We start from the raw sequence: 17,087 nt of genomic DNA, 5'->3' as shown, positions 1-17,087 counted from the left end.
AGATGTGACGGGACGTCCCTGAAGATGTGGTCTTCAAATCTGATGTGCGCTGGCAGTCTCGGCGGTGTAGCCGGTATCTAGAGCAGGGGCATTGGGACACCGGCCACGATCCCGGCCGTGCGCGGCCCCAGCAGCGCGTGCGGCCGGGTTTCCTATCTCAGTGGTCCCGATGAAGCTCGCGGCTCGCGGCCCAGACCTGCTCGAACGATTCGAGGTAGGTTGCGACCAAGCCCTCTTCGGTGCGTTGCCGCAGGTGGAATACCGGGGAGTGGGCTCCCGGATGTCCGTATACGTGTGCGTTGACGAGCAACTCGTCGTCTGCTCTGTAGATCGAGTTGTAGAGCACCGTGTCATGGAGTCGCATCTCGGCGCCGGCGTCCACTACGCGGCGAAATCCCACCAAGGCAGTGTGAATGCGGGCGCTCATGCCTTCGTTGATGCGTTCCTCTCTGCCGCGACTGGCTATGTGCTTTCCGCCGGGATCTCCGAGCACGATGCGGACTCGTACGCCGGCCTTCGCCTTCTCGCGCAGTACGGCGGAGGCCGGGATGTCTTCAGCGACGAAGAGGGCACTGTAGGCGAGGATGTCGATCTGATCCTCGGCGCTGGCGAACAGGCGAGTCCAGGCGTCGGCCGGAACGACGGAGCGGTGCGGGTAGACCGTCTTGACCTCGTCTGCCTGCGTGGCTCGTTCGATGGATCGTGGGAGGTCGGACCACAGGTCGCGTGGAGACCAGCCGGTCATCTCGGCCAGGGCGTCGCGGTGGCGGGGGTAAGGCTGGCGGCCGGTCATCCATCGGTCGACGGTCTTCGGGTCGACACCGAGCCGCGCCGCAACGTTAATCCGTGTCAGCCCGGCGCTGCGAAGGGCTCGAGCAAGTGCGTGGTTCACGCGACGGACTCCGATCGTGGCGAAGCCTCATCGTAGCCAAGAAGTCCCAAGACGTCCCACGCTGTGGTTCAAAGTCCGTTACTGACCGCGAAGACTCACGTGAGGAGTTGCGACAACATCGAGCGGACGGGATGCCCCATGGATAACGACGAGCACGCTGGGGAAACGGCGGCACGGGGCACGACAGACCGTCTCGCGCTCGCGCTCGAAGACGCCGGCTTTGATGTCGGGCAGGACTTTCCCGCGCTCCAAGACGCCGTCGATCGCGGCGGTGACGCGGTGGTGCGGATGGGTGACGTCCGGCCCGAGGTTGCAGAGCGACTCGCCGCACTCGTTCGTGGTGAGGCGACGTCCGTCGACTCGGCCGAGGAGGGATAGCAACAGGTAGCGCGCTTGATCGGAGTCAAGGGACGTTCGTAGGCTGCCCATGTGGATCAGATCGGACGAGCCCAGGATCTTGCGCGCCTTCTGTTGGCCGAATCGATCCCGCGCCGTTGGGCGCACAGCCAAGGTGTCGGGCTGAAAGGCGAGTCGGTGGCTCACCTCGTAGGCGACGACGGGCCAGCCCTGGCGTCTGCGGCTTGGCTTCACGATGTCGGCTATGCGCCAGACCTCGTCGTGACGGGGATGCATCAGCTCGATGGCGCGCGATATCTGCGCGATGTCGCCGGGGCGGATGAGCTGGTGTGTCGTCTGGTCGCGCACCACTCGTTCGCGATCATCGAGGCACGGAACCGCGGGTTGGCAGATCAACTCGCCGACGAGTTTCGGCCGGTCGAAGGCCTTCTCTCTGACGGAATCACGTACGCGGATATGACGACCACCCCGGACGGCGAGCCGGTCGAAGTGGAAGTGCGTCTTGCGGAGATCCTTGCCCGATATGGGGAGGGAGACCTCGTCGCCGAGTCGATCCGTGAGGCGAGTCCGTTGATCATCGGTTCGGTGCTGGCCGTAAGGGCGGCGCTGGCTGAGGGCTGAGAGTCAGTCCATGCCGGAGAGGGTGCCCTGTTCGTCGCGGCTCCACCGACGTCCGGCGCTGTCGAGGAATTCGATCTGGATCGGTTCCGGCTCGACGTAGGACCGCAGCCACTCCGTTGGCGCCGGTCGGCGGATGGTCTGGCCAGGCGGCACGAGGCCGACGAACTCGGCTGCGGGCGTCTCGTTGCCCCGCGCGGGTAGCGGGAGCTCAACCTCGTAAATCGGCATGGCGCTCGCATTGTGGATGTGAAACGCCAGCTCCCGGGTGCCGTCCGTCTTCAACGTCAGTTCGACCCACGCACTGATGCGCGCAGCTTGCGCGCGGCGCTCGTCTTCGGCGCGGTCTGCTTCGCGGCGGTGTTCGCGGCGTAGGAGCAGGAAGCCGACGAGGAACGCGCCGACGGTGCCAACTGCGGAGAAGACGTCGGCGAAGGCGCTGAGCCACTCGCTACCCAAGGTGAATGTCTTGCGGCGCGTTGAGGTACTGCGCGACCCGCATGCGCATTGATCGGTCCATCGGGAGGGAGTCGATCTCGACCGCCGGCACCCACCGGACCTCGGTTGACTCGTCGCTTGGCGTCGGTGTTCCGCCGATCGGTCGCGCGGTGAATACAACCGAGAACTCTTGCCGGGCTTCGTTGTTGCTGGTGTAGAGGATGACGTGCCGAGGGTCGGTGTAGATGCCGACCAGGCCGGTGATCTCTACCTCGATGCCGCTCTCCTCGAAGGTCTCTCGAACGCCAGTGTCGGGCAGGGACTCACCGAGGTCCATGCCGCCGCCTGGTAGAGCCCAGTTGTCGTTGTCCGAGCGCCGGATCAACAGGATCGCGCCGTCGTCGTTGACCACAACGACGTTCGCCGAAGGGACAACGCTGTTTGCCTTCGGCGCCTCGGGATCGTTGTAGAAGTCGATGCGTCGGCCCACTTCTGCCCTCATTCCAACGGTGTGGCGCCGTCCCACACCTGCTCGAAGCTGTCCAGGTACGTCGTCACCATCCCGCCTCCGGCAACGCGCCGAAGGTGAAAAACCGGTGCTTGGGACGCAGGGGTGCCGTAGATGTGCGTGTTGACCAGTAGTTGTTCGTCGGCGCGGTAGATCGAGTTGTAGAGCACGGTGTTGTGGAGCCGGAACTCGATGCCGTCCATGCCAAGCAGCGGCCGGTACATGACGATCGCGTTCTTGATCTTCGCGGCGAGGCTTTCGATACCTTCGTCCGTATTGCGCTGCGCGACTACGTCGGAGTCAGGGTCGCCGAGCAAGACGCGCACTCTGGCTCCCACGTCCGCCTTCTCGCGGAAGATGCGATGGACGCCCGCGTCCTCGGACAGGAAGAGCCCGCTGTAGACCAGCACGCCGATCTCGTGCTGAGCGCTGTTGAAGATGTTCCGCCATAGCTCGGACGGGACTGCCCAGCGGTACGGATAGATATTGATGATCTCGCTCTCGCTTGCGCTGGCTGCCTGCTCGACGCCAATAGCATCCGGCCAGAGATACACCTCATCGACGCCGAGACGAGCCGCGACCGCATACCGATGGCGCCGGTACGGCGTCCGGCCGCTGATCCAGCGCTCGACGCTCTTCGGGTCGACCTTGAGCCCTTCCGCCAGATCGGCCGGCGTGATCCCGCGTTCCAACATCGCGGTGCGTAGTCGCTCGTTCGGCATCGTCTTCCCGTCAGGACGTCCGGCAGCCTGCCCACCTTAGGCGAGACGTCTCGGACACGTCCAGCCATGACCTGATCACGTCCCGTCGACAAGTCCCATTCTCGGTGGCACGTCGATGCGGCCAGCGCATCGCCGTTCCGAGAGGAGATCTGCAATGGACATCCAACATCTCACAGACGAGGCCCCGACCTGCCTGTGCGGCGCACAGCTTGGCGCGGGGCACCCGACGCTGTGCCGCAAGTGCGTCGCCCGGATGCGCTGGAACCGCCGGCATCAGGCACGTGGCGGACACGGCGGCGCGGACCGGGCCATCCGTACCCGCAGAAGCCGTCGGGACCGCAGCGGCGACGGTGGTAACGCATGACGATCGCCGTTTCGGCCGTGATCCTGCTCGGCGTCTTCGTGTTCCTGCTCTGGCGCTACGCCCGGTTGCCGCTCTGGCAAGCCGCGATCTGCGCAGCGTTTGGCTACTACCTCGCGTCGTCGTCCGTCGGCCCAGACATCGGCAACGGACTTCGGGCCTTGGCTCGATTCGTCGCCGGACTGGAACTCTGAGGTGAGCCGCTCCGTCGCCGCCACCCGGCGCGACTGGTGGGTGATCGTGGGCATGACGGTCGCCGCGATCTCGGCCGCGGTGGCCAGCTTCGCCGGCCTCCGCGGGCTGGCGCAGGTAGCCGGATGGCCCGACCGGCTCGCCTGGCTGCTACCGGTGACCATCGACGCGTACGCGATGACCTCGGCGCGAGTGTGGCTCGCCGGAACGTTCGGCAGTAGCCCGAGCCCGCAGCTTCGCCAGAGCCAACGCGATCGGCGCCATCGCCACGAGCATCGTCGGCAACGCCGGCTACCACCTCACCGCCACCGGCCTCGTCGCGATCTCCTGGCCAATCATCGTGCTCGTCGGCGCTGTACCGGCCGCCGTCCTCGGACTCACCGCGCACTTGCACGCACTCACCACCCTCACGGCGCCAGATCACGACGCACCGCCGGGTGCCGCAGGCCGTCCCGAGGTCCGGACTCGGGTTCGGACTTCACGCCAGAGGCCCCGCACCGATGCGGTCTTGATCAAGGCAGCCCGCGAGGCCGACGCCCGTCACCGCGACGCCCACGACGGACGCCCGATCAGCCGCGACGGCCTGCGCTCGGCGCTGCGCATTGCCGGGCCGAAAGCAACCGAACTGCGGCGACGCCTCGCCGCCGAGGGTGCCCAGACAAGCAACAGCATCGATCGAAAGGAGGCTTCACCAAACCCGTGACCAACGAACCGCGCGTACCGCGCCCCACCGTCGACCAGGAGGCCGTCCTCATCCACCTGCACGCCGTCAACCGCCGGCCCACGCCCGACGCCATCTGGACCGCCGTCGCCGACATCCCCGTCCTGCTCACCGAAATCGGCCGCCTCGCCCAACTGCTCAGTCGCACCCGATGGGACTTCGCCGACCTGCTCGCCGCCGCCCGCGCCACCCTCGCCGCCGACCACGAAGGCGAGCCGGATCCGCTTGCGTACCTACGCGACGCGGTCGCCGAGCATCAAGCCTGGACTCTGCCCGACGGCGAAGGCGCCGAATGAGGGCATACGGACGGCGGCACCGCCGCTGGAGCCACCGCAACCCGCAACCACTTCTGCTCGTACCCGATGAGCCGCTGATTTTGATCGGCCTCGCCGCGCTCGGTCGAGCCTTGTTCCGCTACCGCTCGGAACTCGCGCCGATCACAGTCGGCGCCACGCTCGCCACCGCCGGGCTCGTCCTGCACCACTCACATCCCGGTGGGTGGCCGTTGGTCGGCATCCTCACGACCGTCGCCGCGCTGGCCGCCGGACTGCGCGGGCTGCCCTGGGGTGCCACCCGGGCATCAGAGCGCGGCTACGCCGCGACCGCGACCGCCGTCGCGGGAGGCTGGCTCGCGGCAGCGACGGCACTCGGCCCTTACCGGGCTCCGCTGCCTACCGTCCTCGTCGTCGCCGTGGTTGTGCTGGGCGTTCCTTGGTGGGCACACCGGCGCCGCCGAGCCCGCGTCAAAGTCGATCGCGTCATCCAGGCTTGGCCGGACCTTGCCGAGACGATCGGGCTCGACGGCTCACGCGTGATGTCCGCCGTCGTGGACACGTGGGGTTGGCGAGCCCGGATGAAACTGCGCCCTGGGCAGAGCGTCGCCGACGTCATTGCGCGGGTGCCAGCTATCGAGTCGGCCTTGGGCACGCGACCCGGCGCGGTCCGCGTCGAGCACGATCCGGCCCACGCCGGCCGCTGCACGATGCGCGTCCTCGCCGTAGACCCACACGCCGGGGCCATCCTGTGGCCCGGCCCGACGATCCAGTCCCTGTCCGACCCGATCACGCTTGGAGTCTTCGAGGACGCGACAACCGTCCAGGTGCCGTTTCTGCGCCGACACGCGCTGATCGGCGGCACCACCGACTCAGGCAAGAGCGGCGTGCTGAACGTCGTTATGGGCAACCTCGTCGCCTGCTCCGACGTCGTCCTCTGGGGCATCGACCTCAAGGGCGGCATGGAATTGCGGCCATGGGCACCATGCCTCGACCGGCTCGCCACCACCCCTGACGAGGCAACCCGACTGCTCGCAGACGCCGTCGCCATCCTCGACGCCCGCGCTGACGCCTCCAGCCGCGACAACAGCCGCGTCTGGGAGCCCACGCCATGCGCACCCGCGCTGGTCATCGTCGTCGACGAATACGCCGAACTCGCCGACACGGCGCCGGCTGCTATCCCTTACGCCGAATCGGTCGCACGCCGAGGGCGCGCCGTCGCAGTCGACTTGCTGGCTGCGACCCAACGACCGACGCAGAAGGCCATGGGCGGCGGGGCGCTGCGCTCGCAGATGAGCATTCGGGTCTGCCTGCGCGTCCGCGAACGCCGCGATGTCGACCTCATCCTGGACAGGGGCATGCTGACCGCCGGCTGGCACGCCCACACCCTCGACGCACCAGGCAAGTTCTACGTCCTTGCGGATGGGTACAACCAGCCGCGCCGAGCCCGCGCCTACCTCGTCACCGACGAGCACGTGGGGGAGACGGCTGCCCGATACGCCAACCAGCGACCCGACCTGGATCCGTTGTCCAGGGCCGCGATCGAGCGTCAACCGCGCGCGATCGAACCGGCATCGATGGTCGGCAACGACCCGGAGCAGATGCTGTTGATCACGCTCGGCCAAGCGCCCGATGAGGGCCTCACGATCCTGGAACTCATCGAGGCGACCGGCATGCGTCGCACGTGGGTCTACGACCGGCTCCAAGCGCTCGCCGCGGCCGGCCGCGCCCAGCAGGTCGCTCGCGGCCGCTGGCGCGCCTGACCCAATCGTCCGCGCGGACGTCCGTCCGCTCGCGCGCGTCTGCGCATATCAGCGTGCGGACGGACAACGGACGGACGGCCGCGCGGACACCAGTTACCAACCAGAAAGGAGGCCCAACGATCGCCATGGAAGATGAGACCGACGAGGGGAGAAATCGCAGCATACGAACGTGTACGACGCTGGAAATTGAGAATGGGCAGCTCAAGACGTCCCTAGAAGTCCCGATCTCCGATGCTGCTGCCGATGCGTTGTGGCGCATCATCGACCGCGCCCGGAAGACTCGACAGGCATGAAGTTCGCCTTCTACGGACGCGTGTCTACCGAGGACCAGCAGGACCCGCAGGCATCGAAGGCCTGGCAGCTTTCTCGCGCTCGCAGCCTGATCGAGCCGGCCGGTGGTGAGATCGTCGCCGAGTTCTTCGACATCGGGCAGTCGCGCTCGCTGCCATGGAAGCGGCGCCCCGAAGCGCTGCGCCTGCTCGACACGATCAAGAGCCCCGGCAGGGACTTCGAGGCCGTGGTGATCGGTGAGCCGCAGCGAGCGTTCTACGGCAGCCAGTTCGGCATGACGTTCCCCGTCTTCGTGCACTACGGCGTGGGCCTGTGGGTGCCTGAGATCGGCGGAGCCATCGACCCGGGCTCAGACGCCCATGACCTCGTCATGGCGCTCTACGGCGGCATGAGCAAGGGCGAGCGCAACCGAATCAAGGTCCGCGTCCGGTCGGCGATGAAGGCGCAGACGGAGCTGGAGGGCAGGTACCTTGGCGGCCGGCCGCCGTATGGCTACCGGCTCGCCGACGCTGGCCCGCACCCGAACCCCGGCAAGGCGGCCGACGGCAGGCGACTTCACCGGCTCGAACCCGACCCGGTCACGGCGCCGGTGGTGGAGAGGATCTTCAGCGAGTACGTCGCTGGCAGGGGCATGATGTCGATCGCGCGCGGTCTCACGCAGGATGGCATTCCGTGCCCCTCCGCCCACGACCGCGCGCGCAACCCGCATCGTCACACGCAGGTGTGGGAGACCACTGCGGTCCGTGCGATCCTGCTGAACCCGCGTTACACCGGCCGCCAAGTCTGGAACCGGGCGCGTACGGACGAGGTCCTGATCGACGTCGAGGATGTCGCGCTCGGTCACGAGAACCGGCACCGCTGGAACGACCCGAGCCAGTGGGTCTGGTCGCGGACCGAGTCGCACACGCCGCTGATCAGCGCCGACCTCTTCGAGCGCGCCCAGCAGACGATCAAGAAGCGCGGCACGAACAGCGACACAGGCAAGGCACCCCGCCACACCGGCAAGCCGTACCTGTTCCGCGGCCTGATCACCTGCGGCCTGTGCGACCGCAAGATGGTCGGCAACCCCAACCACGGACGGCTCTACTACCGCTGTACCGCGAGTCGCGACTTCGTCCGCCAGCGTCAGATCAGCCATCCGCCTGCGCTCTACCTGCGCGAGGACGCGATCATCCGCCCGGTCGACGAGTTCCTCCGCAAGGAGCTGACTGGGCGGAACCTCGCCGACAACCTCCGCCGCGTGGCTGCAGCCCGACACCGGGCCGCGCTCGCCGCCTACGACGACACCGGCGAGATCGAGAAGCTGCGCCAGGCCATCGCCGACGCCGACCGGAAGATCAGCGGATATCGGGCCACCCTCGACGCGGGCGGCGACCCGGCGCTCATCGCCGGCTGGATCTCCGAGACGACCGCGATCAAGAAAGCCGCGCAGGCTCGGCTCGGCCTCACTGAGGCGCCACCCCAACGGATGACCAGTGACCAGCTCGACGCCATCGCCGAGGCGTTCGACGACCTTCTCGGCCTGATCCGCGACGCCGACCCGCGCGACCGGGCCGAGCTGTACAGCCGACTCGGGCTGCGAATGACCTACCAACCTGGCCCAGAAACACTGATCGCCGAGGTTGTCACCCCGGCGGATCTTCGTGTCTTTGATATGTGTCCGGAGGGGGACTTGAACCCCCACGGCCCGCACTGGTGCGCACTCTGGGTGCGCATGCGACGATGCTAGTCCCGTCCCTGGATGATTCGCCTGACCTTCGGCGCTGACTCTCCGGCTACCTTCACGTCAGGCTCGTCCTCGACTGACCGACACGCCGACTTCAGTGTCCCGGTGTTCGCGCTGCTCGTAGCTCTGCACTTCTATCCGCTCGGCTGCGTCGACCGCGCCCCCGACGGCGCCAGCCAATCTGAGCTTCCCCCGGTTTCCCGGACGCCGCCGCTGAGGCGACAATGGTCGCCGAGTGAGTTCGGCTGCCCGCTCCACACCCGCCGGAGTTTCGTCAACGGGCGGCTGAGTTGTCCCGTCAGGGCGACCAGTCGGTCGGGCTGGTTGCCAAGGATCTGAGGATTTCGGAGTCGTGTCTGCGTGACTGCCTGGCCCAGGACGACGCCGACGCGGGTCGGCGTGACGACCGGCTGACCAGCGACGAACGCGCTGAACTGGCCGCGTGCGGCGTGAGAAGCGACCGTGGGAGACGGAGAACGAGATCCTGCGCAAGGCGGCCGCCTACTTCGCCAGGGACAACGTTCCTCCCAAAATGATCTACCCGGTCGTCGCTGAGCTCGCCGCCGGCGAGACCGCGGTGGCGGTAGCGTGCCGGGTCCTGGGCGAGTCCACCTCCGGGTTTTGTGCGTGGCGGTCTGCGTCGGTGTCCGCCCGGGCCCGGGCGGATCAAGCACTGACCACCACCATCCGCGAGATCCATCAGATGTCGCGCGGCACCTACGGATCCCCGCGCGCTTGCATGCCGAGCTGCGGCTGGCTGCCGGCGTGCGGTGTGCCCGCAAACGCGTCGAACGGCTGATGCGCGCCGCCGGGCTGCAAGGCGTCTCCTATGATCGGCGCTGGCGCGGCCGCATAGTGCGTGACCCGCACGCACAACCCTCGGCCGATCTGGTCATTTAGGATGTCGATGAGCTGGACCTGGCTGGAGACGATTGCCGCGTAGGCGCGCTGCACCGGCCCTGGCTGGCGCAGCTGATCCTGGCGCAGAATCTGCTGGATCGCGTCGGCCTTGGCATCGACGCCGCGGCGGCCGGCGCGGCGCAGCGCGGCCACGACGGTCAACCGACTGAGCCGGGCGGCTCGGTCCGGGCCGGGTGCCCGGTCCAGCAGCTCGAGCGTCTCGCCGGCGATGAGGTCCTCGAAAGCCGGCAGGACGGCGGGGAAGAACTTCCGTAACGCGGCGCGTAGCCGCAACAGCTGACGGATGCGGTCCCAAATCAGATTCTGGTGGGCGCGGGCGAGGAGCTTGACCGCTTCGGCGGCAGGACTGTTGCCGGCCACTTGGTGATGACTGTGGTCCAAGCAGACGATCTCGGCCAGAACGTGAGCATCACCAGGGTCGGACCTAGCTCCGGAGGTAGAGTGCCGTTCCCGGTACCGGGCCACTGACATCGGGTTGATTGCATAGACGCGATAACCGGCGCCACGCGGCGCCTGCACCCAAGCGCCGCGGTCGCTTTCGATATCGATCCGGACCAGCCGGCGGCCTGCACGGGGTCGAGCTCAGCCTACGAGGCCGCATGGCCTCGGCGATAAGCGTGTGCAGCCGGGTGATGCCCTCAAGGCCCTCAGGCAGCCGGGCTCGGGCCAACCGCCTGGCCGCTGTCGTTCACTATCTCGATGAGGAGCACTGGTCGCGTGACAAGGATTTCGCCGGCGCATTGTGGACGAGCGATCAAGCCAAGATCAGCAAGTTCGGAGTCACCAGCGTGTGTGTAACGCAACTCCCGACCAGCGAATCGAGCTTGGTCAGTCATCCACTGTTCAATCGCGGATAGTGCTCGACCAGTCAGGGCGGTTCCCTCGAACGTCACCTGTGGGCCAGATCGTCCGTCGACGGCTATGCAATACAGCCGATGATCACGGTAGTAGGCGGTGACGCCCATTTCACGGAAGCGGGCCCCATGCCAGTCGATGGTCCGCGGCTCTCCCGGACCGAGTTTGGGTCGATACCGCCGAGTGCGTCAACGACCTCGTCGTGGCCGACGCCGAATCGCAAGGGTCCGACACTCACGAGTGGCGCGAAATTCCACTCAACGCGTTCCCTGTCGCGCTTGACCTCCCACACGTCGACGTCCTCCCGCCCGTCCAGACGCTGCCGGAAGGGCTCCTTGGCTCTCTCGACGCAGCTCACCGTCATAATGCCGGGTTAAATGTGCCGAGCGCGTGACCTTCGGTCAAAACCACCGGCAGCCAACTGCAGCCTGTTGCCGGATCGTCGGGCAGCGGTGGTCTCGGTTCAACTTTCTGAGTGGCGCGGTGGTTCGGGCTTGCGGGCCTTGAACCGTGCGATCGGTTTGGTGGTGGTGCGGGCGGCTTCGGTGACCAGTTCGTCGCGTGGCAGATCCGCCAGGTGGTGTAGGCGTTCTCGACGGTGACGGTGCGCCCGGCGTGGATCATGCCGACGCGCATGCGCTGCCCGGCGACGGCCAGGGAACCGCGGGCGCTGATCCGCCGCTCCACCCGCATCGGGTCCGCTGGAGGTTGGGGTGGCGGCCCGGCGGGCCGGGCGTCACGGAGGCGGGCCAGGTCTGCAGCGGCGACGTTTGACCGGGGTCATCAGCCCATGCCGATCAGGATCCGATACACCGTCATCCGCGACGGAACCGGACCCGGACAGCCATGCCGGCCCAGCTCGAACGCGATCCGCCGCGACCCCACCTCGGATGATGCCGACGCAGCTCACACACCAGCGCCTCCACCTCAGGTGACGCCTGATGAGCGCAACATCCGGGCGATGAGATCGGTCTTGCAATCCCGCCAGGCCTTCCTCGGCATACCGCAACCAGGAATGCACGCTTTGCCGGGACACCCCAACCTTAGCGGCCACCTCAGTGACGGGATCCCCAGCCAGAACCGCCATGACGGCCTGATACCGCTATTCCACGATCGACATTCCCACCAGTGCCAATCCCGGCCCCCAGACCACGCGCTGCCGCAACAACACGTGATCAAGATGCCGAATGGTGATCATGTCAAGCTTCAGGTGGGACGCGAGTGTCAAGCATCAGCCGTGACGGGACACACATCTAGCGCAACATCTAGCGCAACATTGCCGAGTCGCAGGACGTCCGTGACAGATCTGTCTCGGGCCATGGGTGACACGTCCGGCTAGACGTTATTGCCGCTGGGTCGCAGGCTAGGGGAAGCGAGGCCCGTCGACTCTGCGAGTTCTACACTTGATCACGAGGCTTGCCCAACGCGCGGCATCCCGGGTAACCGCGCGTCACTGAACCCAAGGATGGCTGCACCGTTCGAGTCGGGCCAGGCTCCCGGCTATATCGACGGTCGCTGACGCGGTGGTTCGGTCTTGCGGGCCTTGAACCGGGCGATTTGCCGGGTTTTGGTCCGGACGACTTCGACCACCAGTTGGTCTCCGTGGAAGACGCGGAAGGTGGTGTCCGCTTCTTCGACGGTGACGGTGTGACCGGCGTGCCCGATGCCCACCTGGATTTTCTGCCGGGCGATGCAGATGCTGCCGCGGGAGCTGACCCGCCGGGCGACCCGCAACGGCTCTCTGGTGGGGAGAGGCGCCGGGCCGCCCGGGCGGGCGTCACGGATCCTCGACACCTCGGCGGCGGTCAGCGGGTTGGGCAGCGACCGCAGCACGATACGGTCCGGGCCAAGCAGATGCAGGACGCCCCGGTCGACGCGGACGGTGACCCGTTGCCCGGCGAGATGGAACCCCACCGAGTGCTGCCGGCCGGCCAGGGCGAGCAGGCCGGTCGCGTTGATGGTCCGTTCGACCTCAACGGCCGCTCCGGGAAGGGACGGGGCAGTGCTGATCGGTGGTGGCCCGGCCGGTCGGCCGCCGTCGGCAAGCAGCTGATGCAGCTGGGTGACGCTGAATCGCGAGGGCACGGTCTTGAGCCGGACGCCGTCGAGCATCAGATGAACCACGGTGGTGTCGGCCCACAAGACCAGCTCGCGGCCGGCCAGGGCGGGGCCGAGCCAGAACTGTTACCCGCTGACTGCCAGGTTTCCCGATGCGGGGACCGACCGGGTCACCTCGACAGCCGTATCCGACGGCATCGACACCGCGACCGGAACCGGCGGGATCGGGGACGTCACAAGAGCGTCTGGCGAAGCCTCCAGTGTCGTCGCGGCCAGTGACGCAGGCAGCCGCAACGCGATGCCGTCGCCAGCATCGGGACGGAACCGGTCGGCAGGAAAAGCCATGTTCAGCGACTGATGCGGCCGGCTGGTGTTGTATTCGTGGCGGAAAGCGTCGATCGCGACCTGGGCGTCGGCCACCGTGGGAAAGGGCGGATGGTCGTCGAGCAGCTCCCGGCGCAGACTTAGATGGAACCGTTCGATCTTGCCGGTCGTGGTTGGCGAGCGGGGTTTGGTGAGCCTGTGAGTGATGCCGTTCTCCCGGCAAATCCGGTCGAACATCACCTCTCCGCCACCGGCGTTGAACCGGGCGGTGAACTGCTTTCCGTTGTCGGTTAACAGTTCCTCCGGGATGCCGTATTCGCGCAAGGCAGCGGCCAGGGCGAGACAGACCGCCCGGCCGGTGGCCTTCGGGACGACGGCGGCGATGACGCAAAACCGGGAGTGGTCATCCACGCCGGTCACGATCTTCGCTTCCCGACCGTCGGCGAGCAGGACACCGCCCACGATGTCCATCTGCCACAGCTCCATCGGCCGGCCCCGTTCCCACCGCTGATAGTCCTCCCGGCGACGTCGGCGAGGCCGTTCATCGACAAGGCCATGCCGCACAAGCACCCGATGCACCGTGATCCGTGACGGAAGCGGGCCGGGGCAGCCCATCCGGCCGAGCTCGAACAACACCCGCCGGGCACCCCACCGCGGATGGGTTCTGCGCAGCTCACAGATCAGCGCCTCGACCTCAGGTGCCGTCCGAGACGGTGACGACTGAGGCCGGCTCGAGCGATCCGCCAATCCCGCAAGCCCGTCCTGCTCATACCAGGCCAGCCACCGATGCACCGCCTGCCGAGACACCCCGAAACGAGCCGCAACGTCCGTCACCGTCGAACCGGCACGCACATCCAGGACTGCTTGATACCGCTGTTCCGTCACGCTGATCTCCACCAACACTCGGCGGAGTGTCACGCACGTCCTGATACCGATCTGTCACGCAGGTCCTGAGACTCGACACATCTAGCGCAACATCCCCGTGAGAACCTTCTCTACATCCTCGAGGCGCGGCTCCGTGGTCACAATCGAAAGATCACCCGAACGCGAGGCAGTTCGCGTTCAGTGCGTGTTCCACCAGTCGAGGGCTTGATGCATGTTGACCGTATTAGTCGTGTGTCAACGGCTCAGCATGTGCAGCGTCAGATTTCCTCCGCAGAGCTGGTCCTCTCCGGTTTGTTGTCGACATCCACGCGCCCGACCTCAACCGAGTCGGCAAGCACGGCTTTTTAATACTCCTGCTCGACTATAGTGAAGAAGCTCCCTGTGTCGCCGGTGACTTCGAGATTCAGTCTGGTCTTCCGTTTTACCCACAGCTCCCGCGCCAAGGCGCTCTCGAACATCGTTTGCGCCAGCTGTTTTCGGATAACCGACTCACTCATATGACCGATCTCGTACGCCTCTCGACACATTCCCAACCAAAGAGTAGTAAATGCGTACTGCCGCGCTTCCTTCTCTGAGTCGAAGCTTCCGCTATCCGTGACACACGGGATGAATACGGAGGGTTCTGCAATAACGTAACTCAGTAGCTGCCGCTGAGCGTCACGAAAGGCCGCCGCGCTCGCGGTGCGGTCCTGGCGTACTTGGAAGTAGACGGAGCCCGCAACAGCGCAGAGCGCTACGACAGACAGCAGGGCGGAAACCGCACCGTACGCCTGACCCGTGTCGCTGACCCGGGCCAACATCTCGCCAGATGTACCTACAGCTAGAAAGAAGGCGATAGGTGCTATGAACGCCACAACGAGCACCAGAGTCACGACTGCTCCGAGTAGAAGGGTTCTAGATGTCGAGGGGATCGGCTTGAAGAAGATTTCGGATCGCTTCACGGTTCGTCCAATCCAACGGAGTGTGCGCCTAGCTTCACTAGAAGCACATCCGAGCAAGCGGTACTGGCTCGTGCGGCGGCTACTGGCGGGTTAGTGCCTCCGGCAGGAAGGATCTTCGACCCTGCACCCCGTTGATGGCCTCCGGCGGCCAGAGCTACCCGCCCTGGATCCGGACAGCTCTGGGATGCCAAAGCTTGGCGGCAGCCCGACGCGCATCAGGAGGCAGCCAGACCGCACCCGTCCGGTCCAGGTCGGTCAGCCAGTGGGGTGCTCCACCTGGACCGGACGGGCGCGGTCCAGCCGGGCGAAGCCTGCGCGACGGGATGCCACCTCAGGTGGCCGGCCCCGCCGCTGGGGAGAAACTGGAGACGATCTTGTCGGTTTTACCCTCGTAGCCCACGTCAGGCCGAGCAGAACCAGGGCTTGCATCCTGGCGCTTGGCACGCTTGTACCGGTCAGCCAGCTGGGCTGACCTTGCTGGGGGTCAAGGGGTCGCAGGTTCAAATCCTGTCAGCCCGACCGAAACAACCCGGTGACTCGCGGAAACGCAGGTCTCCGTTTTGTTTATCAAGATCGCACCTCCGTTTAACCTCCACTATTGGTCTCGCGCTCGTAGCCAACGCCAGACGTTGGCGGCGTTCTCGTAGGGCAAGGCTTCGGTGGCCCAGGGCCGAATGCCGGCGGTGGGTGTTGTTCCAGCCTTCGATGTACAGGAATATCGCCTTCGCGGCGCCGGAAGACATCATCCTCGTGCGGCGGCCAACAAGCCGCGCCCGCTAGGAACGAAAGTAGCGCCTTGTCGGGCTTGCGATGGTGGCGAGACCGCGCAGTGAACGCTTCCTTGACACGGAAGAGGTCACTGGTTCGATCCCAGTATCACCCACCAAGAGTTTTCGCAGGTCAGGAGCAGGATCAGCGTCGATTTTGTACGGTGGCCTTCTGCTGCTGGGAGCAAATTTGCTCCCACGGTAACGGAGGAGGTCACCTCAGGCCGTTACCAGTAGCCGCCGCTATCGATCCACCGGCCCTGTAACGCGGACAGCAACGGCTGGTTCATGGCTCGGTGACATGAGCGTAGACACCGCGGATGCCCGGGAGTTGATGACTGAGGCGCTAGCTTTTGAGCGGCTCGGCGATACCGTCCTCATCCATCCAGGTCCGATGGCTGTGTCGGAGGTCGTAAAACCGGAAGCCGGTCACGAGTGGTTCCCAGCCGTGGGCGGGGTGGCCGTCGCAGGCGGGTCGCCAAGTTCGTTCGATGAAGGTGGTGCGCCACAGCCACCGGCCGGCCTCTGTGCAGAACAAGGTGTCGTACGGGTGGGCGCGTAGCAGCCGTTCGAGGCCGTCGACCAGGAACGCAGGAAGCCGGACGTCACGGACGGCCGCCTTGGTCCTGGGCGGCCCGAGCCACCAGTTGCCGGCGACCTCGTGCAGGGCGCCGGAGTCGGCGGCGACGTGGATCAGCGCCCGGTCCAGGTGGACTTGGACGCGGCTGAGCCCGGCGAGTTCACCGAAGCGCATGCCGGTGTAGGCGGCGGTGACCACTAGCAGCTTGGTCTGGAGGTTCGGCATCCGGGCGGCCAACCGGCGGACCTGGGCGGGGGTGGCGGTGGGGCGGGTTCACTCGGTCCGTCGCGCAGCCGAAGCCGGACGGTGGGGTCGAACAACAGGTAGTGCTCGTCGATCGCCTCACGCAGCACGAGGCCGAGCGCGGTGACGATGCTGCGCACGGTGACCGGCGCCAGATCGCTCGCGAGGGCGCGGGCGAAGGCTTTGACGTCGGTCCGGGTGATCGCGTCGAGCCGACGGCTGCCGAAGGCGGGCAGGATGTGGTAGCGCAGCATCGACTCGTACTTGGCTAGGGTCGCCGGGCCGGCCAGATGTGCCGGCAGCCAAGCGGCGGCCCATTCGGTCAACGTCGGCGCTGGCGCGGTCAGCTGGAGCTGGACTGCCAGGTTGAGGCGACCGAGTTGTCCGACCCGGGCTTGTGCGGCTTCCGCTGTGCGGAAGGTACCGTCGGTGATCAACCGGCCGGCGTTCCGGTAGCGGACCCGGTAGCGCTGACCATGTGGTTCTGTCCAAGCCATGGTTCCTCCCAAATGCCTGGCGGATCGATCAGGGTGCGTCTGGCTACCAGCCTTCGGGAGGTCAGCGTTCGGCGGCTGGCGAAGACCACTTCCCCGGGCGAGGAGGTGCCTTTGCCTGTCTGGCCGCGGCGGAGCTACAGCGGTTGGGCGCGCGT

At 66.6% G+C, this 17,087-nt stretch carries 17 protein-coding genes and 4 pseudogenes; 10 read left to right on the top strand and 11 right to left on the bottom strand.

The window, feature by feature from the left end; all coding sequences use genetic code 11:
• Positions 1-157: 157 nt before the first annotated feature.
• Entirely contained in the window at positions 158-892 is a 735-nt protein-coding gene (locus ACZ6TB_RS31015) for a DUF5919 domain-containing protein (protein WP_465559990.1), read from the bottom strand.
• 138 nt (positions 893-1,030) lie between these two features.
• Between ACZ6TB_RS31015 and ACZ6TB_RS31010 the strand changes: the two genes are divergently transcribed.
• Positions 1,031-1,270, top strand: a complete 240-nt coding sequence (locus ACZ6TB_RS31010) for a hypothetical protein (RefSeq protein ID WP_465559987.1) — start codon at positions 1,031-1,033, stop codon at positions 1,268-1,270.
• A 51-nt stretch (positions 1,271-1,321) separates the two neighbouring features.
• Positions 1,322-1,870: an HD domain-containing protein gene (locus ACZ6TB_RS31005; protein WP_465559984.1), complete on the top strand. Its 549-nt coding sequence runs from the start codon at positions 1,322-1,324 to the stop codon at positions 1,868-1,870.
• Between the two features lie 3 nt (positions 1,871-1,873).
• Here the strand turns inward: ACZ6TB_RS31005 and ACZ6TB_RS31000 are convergent, their stop codons facing one another.
• The 3 genes from ACZ6TB_RS31000 to ACZ6TB_RS30990 are packed head-to-tail and all read right to left on the bottom strand — an operon-like array spanning position 1,874 to position 3,535.
• A complete protein-coding gene (locus ACZ6TB_RS31000) occupies positions 1,874-2,326 on the bottom strand; it encodes a hypothetical protein (protein WP_465559981.1) in 453 nt (150 codons plus the stop codon).
• Positions 2,319-2,795, bottom strand: a complete 477-nt coding sequence (locus ACZ6TB_RS30995; protein WP_465559978.1) for an NUDIX hydrolase — start codon at positions 2,793-2,795, stop codon at positions 2,319-2,321. The genes ACZ6TB_RS31000 and ACZ6TB_RS30995 overlap by 8 nt, the downstream gene beginning before the upstream one ends.
• Positions 2,796-2,803: 8 nt before the next feature.
• A complete protein-coding gene (locus ACZ6TB_RS30990; protein ID WP_465559975.1) occupies positions 2,804-3,535 on the bottom strand; it encodes a helix-turn-helix domain-containing protein in 732 nt (243 codons plus the stop codon).
• A gap of 360 nt (positions 3,536-3,895) precedes the next feature.
• Between ACZ6TB_RS30990 and ACZ6TB_RS30985 the strand changes: the two genes are divergently transcribed.
• The 8 genes and pseudogenes from ACZ6TB_RS30985 to ACZ6TB_RS30950 all read left to right on the top strand — a co-directional run.
• A complete protein-coding gene (locus tag ACZ6TB_RS30985; protein ID WP_465559972.1) occupies positions 3,896-4,090 on the top strand; it encodes a hypothetical protein in 195 nt (64 codons plus the stop codon).
• A gap of 52 nt (positions 4,091-4,142) precedes the next feature.
• Positions 4,143-4,319, top strand: a pseudogene (locus ACZ6TB_RS30980) (DUF2637 domain-containing protein); the annotation flags it as partial.
• A 277-nt stretch (positions 4,320-4,596) separates the two neighbouring features.
• Entirely contained in the window at positions 4,597-4,791 is a 195-nt protein-coding gene (locus tag ACZ6TB_RS30975; protein WP_465560118.1) for a hypothetical protein, read from the top strand.
• Positions 4,788-5,105: a hypothetical protein gene (locus ACZ6TB_RS30970; protein ID WP_465560115.1), complete on the top strand. Its 318-nt coding sequence runs from the start codon at positions 4,788-4,790 to the stop codon at positions 5,103-5,105. The genes ACZ6TB_RS30975 and ACZ6TB_RS30970 overlap by 4 nt, the downstream gene beginning before the upstream one ends.
• The gene (locus tag ACZ6TB_RS30965) at positions 5,102-6,844 is read left to right on the top strand and encodes an FtsK/SpoIIIE domain-containing protein (RefSeq protein WP_465559969.1); all 1,743 of its coding nucleotides are present in this window, start codon (positions 5,102-5,104) and stop codon (positions 6,842-6,844) included. Before ACZ6TB_RS30970 ends, ACZ6TB_RS30965 begins: the two co-directional genes overlap by 4 nt.
• A 125-nt stretch (positions 6,845-6,969) precedes the next feature.
• Positions 6,970-7,137 (top strand): hypothetical protein, encoded by a 168-nt coding sequence (locus tag ACZ6TB_RS30960; RefSeq protein ID WP_465559967.1) that lies wholly within the window; start codon positions 6,970-6,972, stop codon positions 7,135-7,137.
• The gene (locus ACZ6TB_RS30955) at positions 7,134-8,864 is read left to right on the top strand and encodes a recombinase family protein (protein ID WP_465559964.1); all 1,731 of its coding nucleotides are present in this window, start codon (positions 7,134-7,136) and stop codon (positions 8,862-8,864) included. Before ACZ6TB_RS30960 ends, ACZ6TB_RS30955 begins: the two co-directional genes overlap by 4 nt.
• Positions 8,865-9,449: 585 nt before the next feature.
• Positions 9,450-9,650: pseudogene (locus ACZ6TB_RS30950) on the top strand (hypothetical protein); the annotation flags it as partial.
• On the opposite strand, the gene ACZ6TB_RS30945 reads toward ACZ6TB_RS30950, so the two are convergent.
• The 7 genes and pseudogenes from ACZ6TB_RS30945 to ACZ6TB_RS30915 form a co-directional block, all read right to left on the bottom strand.
• The gene (locus ACZ6TB_RS30945; protein ID WP_465559961.1) at positions 9,579-10,301 is read right to left on the bottom strand and encodes an IS110 family transposase; all 723 of its coding nucleotides are present in this window, start codon (positions 10,299-10,301) and stop codon (positions 9,579-9,581) included. The pseudogene ACZ6TB_RS30950 and the gene ACZ6TB_RS30945 sit on opposite strands and share 72 nt — an antisense overlap.
• Positions 10,302-10,997: 696 nt before the next feature.
• Positions 10,998-11,330 (bottom strand): hypothetical protein, encoded by a 333-nt coding sequence (locus tag ACZ6TB_RS30940; protein ID WP_465559958.1) that lies wholly within the window; start codon positions 11,328-11,330, stop codon positions 10,998-11,000.
• A gap of 61 nt (positions 11,331-11,391) precedes the next feature.
• Positions 11,392-11,724: pseudogene (locus ACZ6TB_RS30935) on the bottom strand (helix-turn-helix domain-containing protein); the annotation flags it as partial.
• 413 nt (positions 11,725-12,137) lie between these two features.
• Positions 12,138-13,910, bottom strand: a pseudogene (locus ACZ6TB_RS30930) (IS481 family transposase).
• 338 nt (positions 13,911-14,248) lie between these two features.
• Positions 14,249-14,776 carry a DUF6082 family protein gene (locus ACZ6TB_RS30925; RefSeq protein WP_465559955.1) on the bottom strand — a complete coding sequence of 176 codons (528 nt, stop codon included), beginning with the start codon at positions 14,774-14,776 and terminating at the stop codon, positions 14,249-14,251.
• Between the two features lie 1,182 nt (positions 14,777-15,958).
• Positions 15,959-16,417 carry a site-specific integrase gene (locus ACZ6TB_RS30920; protein ID WP_465559953.1) on the bottom strand — a complete coding sequence of 153 codons (459 nt, stop codon included), beginning with the start codon at positions 16,415-16,417 and terminating at the stop codon, positions 15,959-15,961.
• Entirely contained in the window at positions 16,390-16,932 is a 543-nt protein-coding gene (locus tag ACZ6TB_RS30915; protein WP_465559950.1) for a tyrosine-type recombinase/integrase, read from the bottom strand. Before ACZ6TB_RS30915 ends, ACZ6TB_RS30920 begins: the two co-directional genes overlap by 28 nt.
• Positions 16,933-17,087: the final 155 nt, after the last annotated feature.

The organism is Actinoplanes sp. NPDC051537 (assembly GCF_055586105.1).
Note: the sequence above shows the minus strand (reverse complement) of the source record. Positions and strands in the feature narration are given on the sequence as shown.